This is a genomic window from Serratia sp. AS12, assembly GCF_000214195.1.
Lineage (GTDB): Bacteria > Pseudomonadota > Gammaproteobacteria > Enterobacterales > Enterobacteriaceae > Serratia > Serratia plymuthica.
Genome location: NC_015566.1, coordinates 3,715,839 through 3,729,714, shown reverse-complemented (window position 1 = coordinate 3,729,714; position 13,876 = coordinate 3,715,839). Strand labels below are relative to the sequence as shown.

Below are 13,876 nucleotides of genomic sequence, written 5' to 3'. Positions count from 1 at the left end.
GAAAGACAACGGTAGAATAAGGGACACAAAACGCCATGCTATTACCTTGGCTAATTCTTATCCCCTTTATTGGCGGTCTGCTGTGCTGGCAGTTTGAGCGCTTCGGTACTAAGGTGCCGCGCTGGATTGCGTTGATCGCAATGGGGCTGACATTGGCGCTTTCTCTGTATCTGTGGATGCAGGGTGGCTACACATTGACTACGCCGAAAGGCATTCCGCAGTGGCAGTCTGAATTCCTGCTGCCGTGGATCCCACGCTTTGGCATTTCCATCCACCTGGCGCTGGACGGCCTTTCACTGCTGATGGTGGTGCTGACCGGCCTGCTGGGCGTGTTGGCCATCCTCTGTTCCTGGCGTGAAATCCAGAAATACCAGGGCTTCTTCCACCTGAACCTGCTATGGATCCTGGGTGGGGTAATCGGCGTGTTCCTCGCCATCGACATGTTCCTGTTCTTCTTCTTCTGGGAAATGATGTTGGTGCCGATGTACTTCCTGATTGCGCTGTGGGGTCACAAGGCGTCGGACGGTAAAACCCGCATCACTGCGGCTACCAAATTCTTCATCTATACCCAGGCCAGCGGTCTGGTGATGCTGATTGCGATTATGGGCCTGGTGTTCGTGCACTACAATGCGACCGGCGTGTGGACCTTCGATTACGAAGACCTGCTGCAAACGCCAATGTCGCACAACGTGCAATATCTGCTGATGCTGGGCTTCTTCATCGCCTTCGCGGTGAAAATGCCGGTGGTGCCGTTGCACGGCTGGCTGCCTGATGCGCATAGCCAGGCGCCAACCGCAGGTTCCGTTGACCTGGCGGGGATCTTGCTGAAGACGGCGGCCTACGGCATGCTGCGTTTCAGCCTGCCGCTGTTCCCGGAAGCCTCGCACGAGTTTGCGCCAATCGCCATGTGGTTGGGCGTGGTCGGTATCTTCTACGGTGCCTGGATGGCGTTCGCGCAGACCGACATTAAACGTCTGATCGCTTACACCTCGGTATCGCACATGGGCTTCGTGCTGATCGCCATCTACACCGGCAGCCAACTGGCTTACCAGGGCGCGGTGATTCAGATGATTGCGCACGGTCTGTCTGCGGCCGGCATGTTCATCATCTGCGGCCAGTTGTACGAACGTCTGCATACCCGTGACATGCGCGAGATGGGCGGCCTGTGGGGGCGTATCAAGTACATCCCTGCGCTGTCGCTGTTCTTCGCGGTAGCTACCTTGGGGATGCCGGGTACCGGTAACTTCGTCGGCGAATTCATGATCCTGTTCGGCAGCTTCCAGGTGGTGCCGGTGATCACCGTGATTTCTACCTTCGGTCTGGTGTTTGCTTCGGTTTACTCGTTGATCATGATGCAGCGCGCCTACTACGGCAAAGCTAAATCCGAGCAACCGTTGCCGGGCATGACCGCGCGCGAACTGTTCATCATTCTGCTGTTGGTGGTGTTGCTGGTTCTGCTGGGGGTTTACCCGCAGCCGATTCTGGACACGTCTAATGCGGCGATGAGCAATGTGCAACACTGGTTTGGTTCGTCAGTTTCAGCAATTTCAACAACAAGGCCGTAATTCGCCATGACAATAACTCCTCAACAACTGATCGCACTGCTACCGCTGTTGATCGTCGGATTGACGGTGGTGGTTGTGATGCTAGGCATTGCGTGGCGACGCGACCACTTTATCAACGCCACGCTGACCGTGATCGGTCTAAACCTGGCGCTGCTTTCGCTGTATTTTGTTGGCCAGGCAGGCCCAATGGACGTCACCCCGCTGCTGCGGGTTGACGGCTACTCGATGTTCTATACCGGGCTGGTGATACTGGCGAGTCTGGCGACCTGTACCTTCGCTTATCCATGGCTGGTGGGTTACCCGGACAACCGCGAAGAGTTCTACCTGCTGGTGCTGATTGCCACGCTGGGTGGCATTGTGCTGGCGAGCGCCAACCACCTGGCGTCGCTGTTCATCGGTATTGAACTGATCTCGCTGCCGCTGTTCGGCCTGGTGGGCTATGCCTACCGCCAGAAGCGTCCGTTGGAAGCCGCTATCAAGTACATGCTGCTGTCCGCTGCGGCTTCGTCATTCCTGCTGTTCGGTATGGCGCTGCTGTATGCCGAGTCCGGTGATCTGTCGCTGGCCGGTCTGGGCAAGAGCCTGCACGAAAACATGATGCACCAACCGCTGATCCTGGCCGGTATGGGCATGATGATTGTGGGTCTGGGCTTCAAGCTGTCTCTGGTGCCGTTCCAACTGTGGACGCCGGATGTGTATCAGGGGGCGCCTGCGCCGGTCTCTACCTTCCTGGCCACTGCCAGCAAGATTGCGATCTTCGCCGTAGTGATGCGTCTGTTCCTGTATGCCCCGGCCGCCGACAGCGAAGCGCTGCGTATGGTGTTGTCGATCATTGCCGTCTGTTCAATTCTGTTCGGCAACCTGATGGCTATCAGCCAGACCAACATCAAGCGTCTGCTGGGTTACTCGTCGATCGCCCACCTGGGTTATCTGCTGGTGGCGCTGATTGCGGTGCAAACCCATCAACTGTCGCTGGAAACCGCCGGTGTCTACCTGGCCGGTTACCTGTTCAGCAGCCTGGGCGCGTTCGGTGTGGTCAGCCTGATGTCCAGCCCGTACCGTGGCCCGGACGCCGATTCACTGTTCTCCTACCGTGGTCTGTTCTGGCATAAGCCGATTCTTTCCGCGGTCATGACGGTGATGATGCTGTCTCTGGCCGGTATCCCGATGACCCTGGGCTTTATCGGTAAGTTCTTCGTTATCGCGATGGGCGTCAGCGCTCACCTGTGGTGGCTGACCGGTGCTGTGGTACTGGGCAGTGCCATCGGTTTGTACTACTACCTGCGTGTGACCGTCAGCCTGTTCCTCAGCGCGCCGGAAGCTCTGCAACGCGATACGCCGAACAACTGGGCGTTGACTGCGGGCGGTGTGGTCGTGCTGATCTCCGCTGCGTTGGTGTTGCTGTTGGGTGTCTACCCACAGCCGCTGATTACGCTGGTGCAGATGGCGCAGCCGATGTTCTGATGGGCATCAAGGCAATAAAAAAGGTCGCTTCGGCGACCTTTTTTTATGGGGTGGGGGATCAGCCTGGGTTATTTTTAAACGACGCTTCCAGCGCCTGCACGACGGCACGCACCCGCGCAGCGCGCTGCAGGTCGGGGTGCAGCACCAGCCAGATATCCACCCAGTCCTTATTTTCCGGGAAGATGCGCACCAGGTCCGGATCCTTATCCGCCAGGAAGGAGGACAGCAGACCAATCCCCAAACCGCTTCGTGTCGCCGAGCGCAGCAGCAACTGTGAATTGCATTGCAAAACGACGTTGGGATCGATCAGCGCCTCGCCACAGAAATTATTCCAGTGGCGCGGCACCAGTTCGCGCGGAAACATCAGCAAATCGTGGCCGCGCAGGTGGTCGCCTTTGGTTGGCTGGCCGTGTTTATCGAGATAGTCTTGCGTCGCGTACAGCCCCATTTCGATGGTCGCCATGCGCTTGATAATCAGCTCATCAGAATCGGGCCGTGCGCCACGGATCGCCAGATCCGCGCCGCGATAAGAAATATCGGAGATATTAACCGCCGTCAGCAGTGTGACGGTGATTAATGGGTGCTGCTCACGCAGATCCTTCAACGCCGGAATGACAAAGGCCTCGGCCATGGTGTCGGTGGTGGCGATGCGCACGTTACCGCACAGGCTGTCGTCGCCGCTGGTGGCTTTGCGGCCAATTGCCTGCACCGAGTTTTCCATATTCATTACGTCAGCCAGCATTTCCTCGCCCAGCGGGCTGAGGGAAAATGATTTCGGCGTGCGGATAAACAGCTTCGATCCCAAGCTTTCTTCAAACGCGGTAATGCGTCGGCCGACAGTGGCCTGGTCGACGTGTAGTTCATTGGCGGCTTTTCGTAAAGTACCGCAGCGTGCTACTGCCAGGAAGAAGCGTGCGTCATCCCAATTCATCATGCCATTTCCTTTGTACAGGCTTATCGGTCTTATCAGTGTTCATTCTCGCGCAGCCGCTTTGGCTCTGGTTTTGGCTGCAAATGAAGCCCACGTATCATAATTATTTATTATGTTTCAGGATATGAATAAATGCATCAACGTGAAGCAGTTTTGCATCTTTATTTTTACTAAACAATCTTTATGCTTATCAACGTTTATGCTGTGATCTGGCGCACATTTTTGTATCAATGTTACCCTAACGCGTAAGCAGATGCGCATGAGAGCCTGTCTCTGTGGGCTAACCGCCTGGTGGGATTGACTCTGAATCAGGTTGGCCCACCACGACTGGACATGAAAAATGGAGTCTCACGCAGAGAAGTTATACACCCCCGTAGCCCTGGCAACTGCGGACGGTATCAGGGTTATTGCGACGCCTGGCGCGAAAGCGGTAGAGAGAAGTAACGCTGATGTGATTATCCAGGGTCTTGAAGCTCGCGGTATTCAATACATATTCCTGGTACCGGGCAAGCTCGTGTACCCACTAATTAAATCCATTGAACATTCCGGCATTACCGGCATCGTCGGCGCTCATGAAACTGCCTGCGGTTTTATGGCCGATGGCTACGCCCGTGCCAGCCGCAAGTTCGGCGTTTGCCTCGGCATCTCCGGCCCGGGCACCATGAATTTCCTGCCGGCGATGGCTGCAGCACAGGCCGATAAGATCCCGGTGCTGTACCTGGCCGGCGGCATCGCTACCTACCATGAAGCGCAGGGCGCTTTTCAGGACGGCAGCAATAGCGGCATCGATGAGCTGACTATCGTCAAACCTCTGCTTTCCGCCGCCATCGAAGTGAAAAATAATCTGACGTTGCAGCATGAACTGCGGCGCAGTTTGTCTTGCCTGAATACCCAGCGTAAAGGCCGCGCTTATTTAAGCGTACCGGTCGATATGCAAAAGAAAGCGGTGGCCGGCAATCATGCTGCAGATCCGCAGCGCACACCACAGTGCCGCGAAGCGGCGATTGACCAGCAAGGCCTGGATCAGGTGCTGGACGATTACCTGTTGCGCGGCTTGAAGGTTGCCTGCCTGGTGGGCAACCGCATGAATAACCCGCAGGATGCCGAACTGCTGCTGCGCCTGGCGGAGAAGTATCGTCTGCCGGTCGCCACCACGCTGTCCGGCAAGGGGGCGTTTCCTGAAGGGCACGAGCTGGCGCTTGGCCTGTATGGGTTCGCCGGCCATACTCGTGCGGTGGAAACCATCAATGGCGATGACGTGGACGTACTGCTGGTGCTGGGATGCGACCTTAGCCAGCGTGACAGCCTGAACTGGAACCCTCGGCTGCACGGCACCAAAACGTTGGTGGTGATTGACGAAGATTTTGACAAGGTCAGTTCGCACTATCAGCCGGACATGCAGATTTTCTCCAGCCTGACCGGTGGGGTGCAACACCTGCTGGATGCGGTCGGCGACGACGACGCGCACCTGGCCGCTATCAAGGCGCTGCGCGATGGCTGGCTTGACCAGGTGCGTCAATTGCCGCTTGAACAGCAACAGCCTGACTTGCAGGCGCGCCAGGCCGCAGGTGAAGCCAACATGTATCCCGGTGATGTCATCAAGCGCATCCGCAGCCGCATGGACGAGGACACCAACGTGGTGGTTGACTCCGGGGCGCACCGTATCTTTATGGCCCACCACTGGCTGGCCAGCGGGCGGGGCGATTACCACACCTCAAGCTCCCTGGCGCCGATGGGCTGGGCGATATGCGCCGGTATTGGCATCAAACTGGCGGCACCGCACCGCGATTGCGTGGTGGTGACCGGCGACGGCTGCATGCTGATGCATGGCATCGAGATCCAGACCGCCGCACGTTATCAGGTCAAAATGACCTTTGTCGTAATGAACAACAGCGCCCACGGTGCCATGCATATCGACACGCTTCAGAACCGAGGCGTATCGGCTGATTACACCGCTCTGCCGAGCCACGACTGGAAGTCATTCGCCAACAGCCTGGGCGTCGCCTCTGCGAAGGCGGCGACGCTGGAGGAGCTGGACGAGGCGCTGGCCGCCGCAGCCGAGTATGAGGGCCCGTTCCTGATCGAAGTGATAGTCGGAAATCATGTCGCACCCAATCGATACTATGCCGAGAGCATCGTAGAATACGAACAGCGTATCAAAGGGTTGTAAGGGCGCGTCCCTGAGGCCGTCGTTAATTATCCTTTGTATCACGCCATTTCTGTTCTTATTCACAGGGTCATGGAGCGATAACAATGTATAAATTGATACTTCTGGCATTAACGATGGCATTTCAGGGGAGCGCGCAGGCTGCTGAAGATCACGGCGAAGGGATCAGCAAAGAAACCTTGCTGAAAACCGAAACCTCGTGGGAGGGCACGCCGTACGGGCAGTATCCGGCCGGTGCCCCACAGATCACCCTGTTGAAAGTGACGGTGGAGCCGAATAAGGTGCTTGCCTGGCATATCCACCCGTGCATCAGTGCGGTGTATATGACCGGCGGCAGCGTTTCTCTCACGGTAAAAAAAACCGGCTTGAAGCACACCTTTAAGCAAGGGGATTCCTTTACCGACACGGTAGATATCGTTCATCAGGGCGTTTCTGGCGATAAAGGGGCGGAGATGCTGGTGTTCTTCGCTTGTGCCGACAACAAACCACTGACGGTGAAAACCGCCGAATAATAGTGTCTTTCAAGCTGCGGCGTTGTTGACTGCACTGCCCGTAGGGGGCGAATATGTTCGCCCCGTTTGATACGGGTGCAGCATACGGAGGCACTGGCCCACTCTGGGGCAGCCTGTCCGTACAGGGTATAGATCATTTTTGCCACCCGTTTGGGTCGTATTCCGAGGAAATCATGGTTGCTTTGTGGATGGTCGTCGCCAGCGGGTTTTTCGCGCTGATGGGGGCCAGTGTTAAACTGGCTTCGGCCAAAGTCGGCTTTTTCGATATTATTTTTTATCGTTCTTTTATTAACGTACTGATCGTCGCCGCGCTGATTAAGGTTAAAAATCTCGGTTTCCGCACGCAGCACCTCGGTTTGCATATGAAACGCGCCGCTATCGGCAATGCGGCGATGTATTGCGGCTTTTATTCGCTGATCCACCTGCCGATCGCCACCGCCACCACGCTGGGTTACACCAATCCGATCTTTCAGTCGGCGATCGCCTTCGTTACCTCCAAAGGCCAATTGACCGGCAAACTGCTGTTTTCCGTGCTGTTGGGGTTTATCGGCATACTGGTGTTGCTGCGCCCGGACACGCCGAATGGCGAGTATGTCGCTACTCTGATTGGCCTCTTGTCCGGCCTGCTGACTGCGCTGGCCTATTTCAATGTCGGTAAACTGGTACGCAGGGGTGAGCCGGAGCTGCGGGTGGTGTTCTATTTCTCGCTGGTGGGTACGGTGACTGGCTGTGTGATGACTGCGGTGATGGGCTTTACGGCCCTGGACAGCGCCATGATGCTGTGTGTAGGCGCTATCGGCGTATTCGGCAGTTTGGGGCAAATCACCATGACCCGCGCTTACGGTAGCGGCAATGCGGTGATTGTCAGCATCCTGTCCTACAGCACCATCATTTTTTCCACGCTGCTCGGTTATCTGCTGTTTGGCGAAAAGCTTTCTTACATTGCTGCAGCCGGCATGGCGTTGATTATTCTTTCCGGCGCATTGGCCATTTTGAAACGCAGCCCGGCGAAAGCCTCGAAGGCTGCGGCAGTTTAACTACAAAGGAGAGAGACCATTGGATGTAAGCCCAGCCAGGGAACTGGCACGTTATGGACTGTATGGCATTGTGGCGACCGTCGGCATGGACCTGGTCAATTTTATTGCCGCGTCCGCCGGGGTTATCAGTAAACTGAACCTGGTTTTTATCGGCAATTTAGTCAATCAATGGTGGCATGGGCAATTCCTGTTCCTGCGGCCAGGCGATATTCCCCCTGTGCCGCATGCATTATTATTGGGCTACGGTGCGCATTATTTTGCCGGTATCGTCCTGGCACTTCTTTTTTATTATTTTGTTTTTTCCGTTTATCATCCGCGCAGCGGTGCCCTGTGCCGGGCCGTTATTTATGGCCTGATTTGTTCGCTTATATCGTTATGTTTAATTTATCCCTCAGTTGGATTGGGTTTTTTCGGCAGCGCCACTAACGGCATAGGTCTACTGGTGGCCAGTCTGGTCAACCATGCCGTATATGGTTTGGCCTTGGGTATTTGCGGTATTTGGCCGCGCCGGCAGCCCGTTCGCGTGTTGCATTAAACGATCATATTTGCCCTGTTCATGCATTAATGAATCACTGTGATGCATTCTTGGCTATTTTTGCTCTTATACCCAAACGGTATGATGAACGCGTTTCCTGATTGAGTTTGGTTTTCAGGACAGAATGTTTATCCAGCTTGTTTCGGGAGAGAAAAATGTCTGAAGGTGTCGCTGTTAATCAAGCAGCTAAAACGAATTCGGGCACGTCGCATTTTGCCATTCTGCTTTTTTTAGCGTTGGCATTAATGTCTGCATTGCTTAATAGCAGTGCGCCGACGCCGCTTTATCCGCTTTATCAACATGAATTGGGTTTAAGCTCGGTCAGTCTGACAATTATTTATGGCGCTTATGCGGCAGGGGTGCTGATTTCACTGTTTGGCGTCGGTAATATGGCCGGCAAAGTGAAAGATCTGCGCAGCATGATTGTGCCGGCGCTGCTGGTGGTTTTAGCTGGCGCGCTGTTGTTTTCGATGGCCGATTCGTTTTTGATGATGTTTATGGCACGGTTGCTGGCCGGGATTGGGACCGGTGCGCTAACCGGGGCGGCCAATATTGCGCTGGTGCGATTTGGGCCGAAAGACGGCGGTAAGAATGCGGCGCTGATCGCTACGCTGTCGTTTACTCTCGGCTTGGCATTGGGGCCGATTTTCAGCGGTGTGGCGCTGCAAACCGGATTCCATACTACTTCATTGCCCTTCATTATCATCATGGCGGTGGCGGCAGTAGCCGCGCTGGGTGTGATGCTGAAATGGCCGGGTGAAGTGGTGGTTGTGCCGGTAAGCGGGGAGCCAGTGGCAAACGCCGTGCCGGAAAAGAGTTCGTTGGCGGACGGCCTGCGCACCACGGGCGGCAAGTTTTTCTTGTGCGCCGGTGCGTTGTTCATCTGTTGGGCGGTCGCTGCCAGTATCCTTGCGATTGGCCCGAGCGTATCGGAAAAGCTGTTGGGCATGCACAGCCGTGGCGTTTACGGTTATGTGATTGCCGTGTACCTGGTGATTGCCGGCATTAGCCAGATCCTCAGTCGCCGCATTAATGCGCGGCACTCGCTGATGTTTGGTTGCCTGGCGCAGGCGCTGTCGGTGGTGGTGTTCGCCGAGGCGATCCAGATCCACTCGCTGGGCCTGGCAGCCGCAGGGATGGTGATTGCCGGTTATGCTTACGGCGCCATTTTTGTCGGCAGCGCCACGTTGGTGAATTTGATTTCACCGAAGGCCAGCCATGCAAGACTGATTTCGCTGTTTTACGTTATTGCTTATATCGCCAACTGGGTACCCATCCTGTTGGGGGTAGTGATCGACCATGCCAGCCTGCACCTGGCGGTCAATCTGTTATTTGTGGTCAGCACCCTGGTGTGCTTGATTCTGAGTTTCATGGTGACCCGCGCGGGCTTCCCGCGCTGATACCCGCCGCTTGTGAAGCCGCCGTGTGGTTGGCTGCAACTTGATATTCATAGGGTATAAGAAAGAATACTTTAGCCACGCAATGTGGCGAACGATTTCCCTGGTGTTGTTGTGTGTCATTTCCAGCGTGCTTGCCACGCTGGTTTTTTTTGTGACAAATTCCGCAAGTCTGTAATTTACATTTCTCCTATTACATATTTTTTGTGACTCTTATCACATAAATTTGCCGGTTTTCGAGTACACTGCGCGCTTTCTTTTCTGCCGGGTCGATTTATGAACGTTATTTTCGCCATTGCTGTCACTACCGGAATTCTGTCCGGCGTCTGGGGATGGGTTGCCGTCAGTCTGGGACTGATCGGCTGGGCCGGCTTTCTCGGTTGCACCGCCTATTTCGCCTGTCCGCAGGGTGGGCTGAAAGGATTGTTGATTAGCACGCTGACCAGCTGTAGCGGGGTGTTTTGGGCGATGGCGATCATTCACGGCAGCGAACTGGCGCCGGGTTGGAGCATGCTCGGCTACCTGCTGACCGGTATAGTGGCTTTCCTGATGTGCATTCAGGCCAAACAGCAGTGGTTGGGGTTCGTGCCCGGTACCTTTATCGGCGCTTGCGCTACCTTTGCCGGCGGGGGTGACTGGCCGCTGGTGACGGCGTCTTTATTGGTGGGGCTGGTGTTTGGTTACGCGATGAAAAACAGCGGGCTGTGGCTGGCGGCGCGCAACGATAAGGCGAAAATGCCTGACGTGGCTACCGCGCATTCAAATAGTGCCGCCGAGTGAAATGCGGTAGTGCAGGTCAACGCGCTCAATGCACGGCACCCCTTTTATGCGCTTTAGCAGGATCTCAGTGGCTACCTTGCCGATATCAAATCGGGGGGTAATCACGCTGGCGATGCCCGGCGTGGTGGCTTTACCGATATCCAGACCGTGAAAGCCTGACAGCGCGATGTCCTGCGGGATCTTCAACCCAAGCCGCAGGCACTCCTGCAACACGCCCACCGCCAGATCGTCGTTAGTGCACAGTATGCCGTCCAGATCAGGATAAAGCCGACGCGCCATCGCCAGCATATCGGAGCCGACCGAGACCGATGAAACCTTGTGCGGTGTGATCTGGCGTGGGGGCAACCCCTGATTTTCCATCGCCCGGCAATAGCCCTGAAAGCGTTTCAAGTCGCGCGCATCGGACATGGCGCCGAAATAGACCACCTGGCGTTTACCGCTGGCAAGCAGCGCTTCGGTCATGTCATAACCCGCCTGATAGTTATCGAACCCCACGGCAATTCGCCCTGGCGGCCCTTCAAGATCCATCACCTGCGCCACCGGGATTTTTGCCGCTGTCAGGTACTTTTCCGCCCGCAGAGTGTGCTGTGAATCGGTAAGGATCAGCCCGGCGATCGGGTAGGCCAGTAACTGGGCTATGTGTTCTTCCTCGCGTTCGCGGCTGTACTCATAGTTCACCACCAGCGTTTGATAACCCTGATCCAGAGTGACGGATTCTATGCCGGCCAGCAGATCGGCAAAGATCTGGTTGTTGAAGGAGGGGACTAACACGCCGATGCGCGGTTTTTGGTTCGAACGCGCTTCATCCGTGTCGGTGAAGTTCACCTCTTTCATCACTTCGGCGATGCGCGCGGCGGTGTCGGCCGCCACCTTTTCCGGCGTACGCAGATAGCGGCTGACGGTCATTTTGGTCACACCGGCGAGCAGCGCGATATCTTGCAGCGTAACGCGTTGGTTCTTCATTCTGAGGCCTTAGCAGGGTGGGGCGGAGGAATCGCGGATAACCCCATGTTAGCAAATCGATTTGGTGATAACAATCGACGTTATAAAGTATAAAAATCCTATTTATCAATGAAATATGTCAAGTGTTTGGCCTGTGAGAATGCGTGGCTTCACGTTAAAGGTAACAGCTTTTAGTAACATGATTTTAAGTGATGCAGCTCACGTTTTTGCCGGCGGCAATCCGGTGAGATAGGCACCTGTTCTAACTGAATGACGGGGATCGGGGAAGCTTATGAACAACTTATTTTCGCTGGATAATAAAAAAATACTGATTACCGGCGCGTCACGGGGCATTGGTTTTCTGCTGGCGCGCGGGCTGGCGCAGTACGGCGCGCACATTCTGGTCAATGCCACCAGCCGGGAAAACGCGCAGCGCGCAGTGGATGCTCTGCGGCGTGAAGGCTTCAGTGCCGATGCAGCCCCTTTTGACGTGACCGACTCGCAGGCCATTCATGCCGCCATTGAGCAGATTGAGGCGGAAATGGGCGGGATCGATGTGCTGATTAACAACGCCGGTATCCAGCGGCGCCATCCCTTTACCGAATTTCCGGAAAAAGACTGGGACGACATTATCGCCGTCAATCAGAAAGCGGTATTTATGGTGTCGCAAACCGTGGCGCGCCATATGGTGCAGCGACAAAGCGGCAAAATTATCAACATCGGCTCGATGCAGAGTGAGCTGGGGCGCGACACCATTACGCCCTATGCCGCCTCCAAAGGTGCGGTGAAAATGCTGACGCGCGGCATGTGCGTGGAGCTGGCGCGTTACAACATTCAGGTCAACGGCATCGCGCCGGGCTATTTCAAAACCGAAATGACCCAGGCGCTGGCGGACAATCCGGAGTTTACCGCCTGGCTGACCAAACGCACGCCGGCCGCACGTTGGGGCGATCCGCAGGAGCTGATTGGCGCGGCGGTGTTTTTGTCGTCCAAAGCTTCGGACTTTGTTAATGGCCATTTGCTGTTTGTCGATGGCGGCATGTCCGCTGCGGTATAACGACCTGTTCAACGGAAAATCATGATGAAAATTCAAACCCGGTCCTGTGTGGTCAACGGCAAATATGACGTAGCTGTGGTGGAGCAAGAGGTGGAATATCAGGGAACCGGCACGCTGGTGAAAATCACCCGTGGCGGAATCTGCGGTTCAGATCTGCATTATTACCAGGAAGGTAAGGTCGGCAGTTTTCAGGTGCGTCAGCCGATGGTGCTTGGCCATGAGGTGATCGGCGAAGTGGTGGCCAGCGATTCGGCGCTGCTGACAGCGGGCCAGAAAGTGGCGCTGAACCCCAGCAAGCCATGCGGGCAGTGCAAATATTGTCTGGCGAATCAGCAAAACCAATGTACTCAAATGCGTTTTTTCGGCAGCGCGATGTATTTCCCGCATGTTGACGGCGCTTTCACCCAATACAAGGTGGTTGATAGCGCGCAGTGCATTGCGTTCGGCGCCGATCGCGACGAAAAGGTGATGGTGTTTGCCGAACCCTTGGCGGTGGCGATCCACGCTGCGAAGCAGCCCGGTGAAGTCAAAGGAAAAAAGGTGTTCGTGTCCGGCGTCGGCCCGATAGGCTGCTTACTGGTAGCGGCGCTGAAGGCGCTGGGTGCCGGTGAAATTGTCTGCGCCGATCTCAGCCCGCGCTGCCTGGATATTGCCGGGGAAATGGGGGCCGACGTCCGTTTGCACGCCGCCGACGACGATTTCAGCGTTTATCTGCAGGACAAAGGTTATTTTGATATCGCTTTTGAGGTTTCCGGCCACCCGTCGTCTCTACAGCGTTGTCTGGAAATCACCCGCGCCAAAGGGACGGTGGTGCAGGTGGGCATGGGCGGCAGTTTCCCGGATTTCCCGCTGATGCTGCTGATTGCCAAAGAGCTGAACCTGCTGGGATCGTTTCGTTTTGTTGAGGAATTCTCGTTGGCGGTGACCTGGCTGGCCGAAGGGACAGTCGATCCGCTGCCGCTGCTTTCTGCCGAGTTCGATAACCGGCAACTGGCGCAGGCGCTGGAGTTTGCCGGTGACAAGAGCCTGGCTGCCAAGGTGCAGTTAGTGTTCTGATTTTAGCCAATAGTCTGATGGCGTGGACCGGCGATCCTTGTCTATAGTTAAGAACCGTTTAATTTTTTAACCACGGAGAATTTAACATGGCGAGAGATACGGATGCGGATCAAACCACGCTGGATGACGATCTGAGAATGCTGAGTGACACGCTGGAAGAAGTGTTGAAATACTCCGGCGATCGCGCCGATCAGGCCTATATCGATATCAAGGCCCACGCGGAACAGGCGTTGAGTGAGGTAAAGTCGCGGCTGACTGACACCACCGAGTCCTACTACGCGCGGGCCAAGGATGTCGTTTGCCGCACCGACGGCTACGTGCGCGAAAAACCCTGGCACAGTGTGGGCATTGGCGCCACGGTCGGTTTGGTGCTGGGTCTGTTGCTGGCGCGTAAATAACGGCCTGTTGAAGTTGGGCGCGGCAATCGCCGCGC

The 13,876-nt window shown here is 55.8% G+C and carries 13 protein-coding genes; 11 read left to right on the top strand and 2 right to left on the bottom strand.

What is annotated here, in order from left to right; all coding sequences use genetic code 11:
• Positions 1-35: 35 nt before the first annotated feature.
• The gene (nuoM, locus tag SERAS12_RS17435) at positions 36-1,565 is read left to right on the top strand and encodes an NADH-quinone oxidoreductase subunit M (protein WP_013813888.1); all 1,530 of its coding nucleotides are present in this window, start codon (positions 36-38) and stop codon (positions 1,563-1,565) included.
• 6 nt (positions 1,566-1,571) lie between these two features.
• A complete protein-coding gene (gene nuoN, locus SERAS12_RS17430) occupies positions 1,572-3,029 on the top strand; it encodes an NADH-quinone oxidoreductase subunit NuoN (RefSeq protein ID WP_013813887.1) in 1,458 nt (485 codons plus the stop codon).
• A gap of 58 nt (positions 3,030-3,087) precedes the next feature.
• Here nuoN and SERAS12_RS17425 read toward each other — a convergent pair whose 3' ends face one another.
• Positions 3,088-3,963 (bottom strand): LysR family transcriptional regulator, encoded by an 876-nt coding sequence (locus SERAS12_RS17425; RefSeq protein WP_013813886.1) that lies wholly within the window; start codon positions 3,961-3,963, stop codon positions 3,088-3,090.
• Positions 3,964-4,300: 337 nt separating this feature from the next.
• On the opposite strand from SERAS12_RS17425, the gene SERAS12_RS17420 reads away from it, so the two are divergent.
• From SERAS12_RS17420 to SERAS12_RS17395, 6 genes are all read left to right on the top strand, one after another.
• Positions 4,301-6,130, top strand: a complete 1,830-nt coding sequence (locus SERAS12_RS17420) for a thiamine pyrophosphate-binding protein (RefSeq protein WP_013813885.1) — start codon at positions 4,301-4,303, stop codon at positions 6,128-6,130.
• Positions 6,131-6,213: 83 nt separating this feature from the next.
• On the top strand, positions 6,214-6,639 hold the full coding sequence (locus SERAS12_RS17415; RefSeq protein WP_013813884.1) for a cupin domain-containing protein: 426 nt from the start codon (positions 6,214-6,216) through the stop codon (positions 6,637-6,639).
• Between the two features lie 173 nt (positions 6,640-6,812).
• Positions 6,813-7,676 (top strand): DMT family transporter, encoded by an 864-nt coding sequence (locus tag SERAS12_RS17410; protein WP_013813883.1) that lies wholly within the window; start codon positions 6,813-6,815, stop codon positions 7,674-7,676.
• A gap of 19 nt (positions 7,677-7,695) precedes the next feature.
• Positions 7,696-8,211, top strand: coding sequence for a DUF6789 family protein (locus SERAS12_RS17405; protein ID WP_013813882.1), 516 nt, complete (start codon positions 7,696-7,698; stop codon positions 8,209-8,211).
• Positions 8,212-8,366: 155 nt separating this feature from the next.
• The gene (locus SERAS12_RS17400) at positions 8,367-9,611 is read left to right on the top strand and encodes an MFS transporter (protein WP_013813881.1); all 1,245 of its coding nucleotides are present in this window, start codon (positions 8,367-8,369) and stop codon (positions 9,609-9,611) included.
• A 273-nt stretch (positions 9,612-9,884) separates the two neighbouring features.
• Complete coding sequence (locus SERAS12_RS17395; RefSeq protein ID WP_013813880.1) at positions 9,885-10,388, top strand: DUF1097 domain-containing protein; 504 nt, start codon at positions 9,885-9,887, stop codon at positions 10,386-10,388.
• Here the strand turns inward: SERAS12_RS17395 and SERAS12_RS17390 are convergent.
• Complete coding sequence (locus tag SERAS12_RS17390) at positions 10,368-11,351, bottom strand: substrate-binding domain-containing protein (protein ID WP_013813879.1); 984 nt, start codon at positions 11,349-11,351, stop codon at positions 10,368-10,370. The two genes, SERAS12_RS17395 and SERAS12_RS17390, sit on opposite strands and share 21 nt — an antisense overlap.
• A 271-nt stretch (positions 11,352-11,622) precedes the next feature.
• Between SERAS12_RS17390 and idnO the strand changes: the two genes are divergently transcribed.
• The 3 genes from idnO (at position 11,623) to elaB (ending at position 13,841) form a co-directional block, all read left to right on the top strand.
• Positions 11,623-12,387, top strand: a complete 765-nt coding sequence (idnO, locus tag SERAS12_RS17385; protein WP_006326794.1) for a gluconate 5-dehydrogenase — start codon at positions 11,623-11,625, stop codon at positions 12,385-12,387.
• A gap of 24 nt (positions 12,388-12,411) precedes the next feature.
• The gene (idnD, locus tag SERAS12_RS17380; RefSeq protein ID WP_041416261.1) at positions 12,412-13,443 is read left to right on the top strand and encodes an L-idonate 5-dehydrogenase; all 1,032 of its coding nucleotides are present in this window, start codon (positions 12,412-12,414) and stop codon (positions 13,441-13,443) included.
• A gap of 86 nt (positions 13,444-13,529) precedes the next feature.
• The gene (gene elaB / locus SERAS12_RS17375; RefSeq protein ID WP_013813877.1) at positions 13,530-13,841 is read left to right on the top strand and encodes a stress response protein ElaB; all 312 of its coding nucleotides are present in this window, start codon (positions 13,530-13,532) and stop codon (positions 13,839-13,841) included.
• Positions 13,842-13,876 lie beyond the last annotated feature (35 nt).

Bases quoted from the DNA above. Each gene is read 5' to 3' on its own strand.
- SERAS12_RS17390 (WP_013813879.1), bottom strand. From the start codon at position 11,351: ATGAAGAACCAACGCGTTACGCTGCAAGATATCGCGCTGCTCGCCGGT.
- nuoN (WP_013813887.1), top strand. From the start codon at position 1,572: ATGACAATAACTCCTCAACAACTGATCGCACTGCTACCGCTGTTGATC.
- SERAS12_RS17395 (WP_013813880.1), top strand. From the start codon at position 9,885: ATGAACGTTATTTTCGCCATTGCTGTCACTACCGGAATTCTGTCCGGC.
- SERAS12_RS17420 (WP_013813885.1), top strand. From the start codon at position 4,301: ATGGAGTCTCACGCAGAGAAGTTATACACCCCCGTAGCCCTGGCAACT.
- nuoM (WP_013813888.1), top strand. From the start codon at position 36: ATGCTATTACCTTGGCTAATTCTTATCCCCTTTATTGGCGGTCTGCTG.
- SERAS12_RS17415 (WP_013813884.1), top strand. From the start codon at position 6,214: ATGTATAAATTGATACTTCTGGCATTAACGATGGCATTTCAGGGGAGC.
- idnD (WP_041416261.1), top strand. From the start codon at position 12,412: ATGAAAATTCAAACCCGGTCCTGTGTGGTCAACGGCAAATATGACGTA.
- SERAS12_RS17410 (WP_013813883.1), top strand. From the start codon at position 6,813: ATGGTTGCTTTGTGGATGGTCGTCGCCAGCGGGTTTTTCGCGCTGATG.
- SERAS12_RS17425 (WP_013813886.1), bottom strand. From the start codon at position 3,963: ATGATGAATTGGGATGACGCACGCTTCTTCCTGGCAGTAGCACGCTGC.
- SERAS12_RS17400 (WP_013813881.1), top strand. From the start codon at position 8,367: ATGTCTGAAGGTGTCGCTGTTAATCAAGCAGCTAAAACGAATTCGGGC.
- elaB (WP_013813877.1), top strand. From the start codon at position 13,530: ATGGCGAGAGATACGGATGCGGATCAAACCACGCTGGATGACGATCTG.
- idnO (WP_006326794.1), top strand. From the start codon at position 11,623: ATGAACAACTTATTTTCGCTGGATAATAAAAAAATACTGATTACCGGC.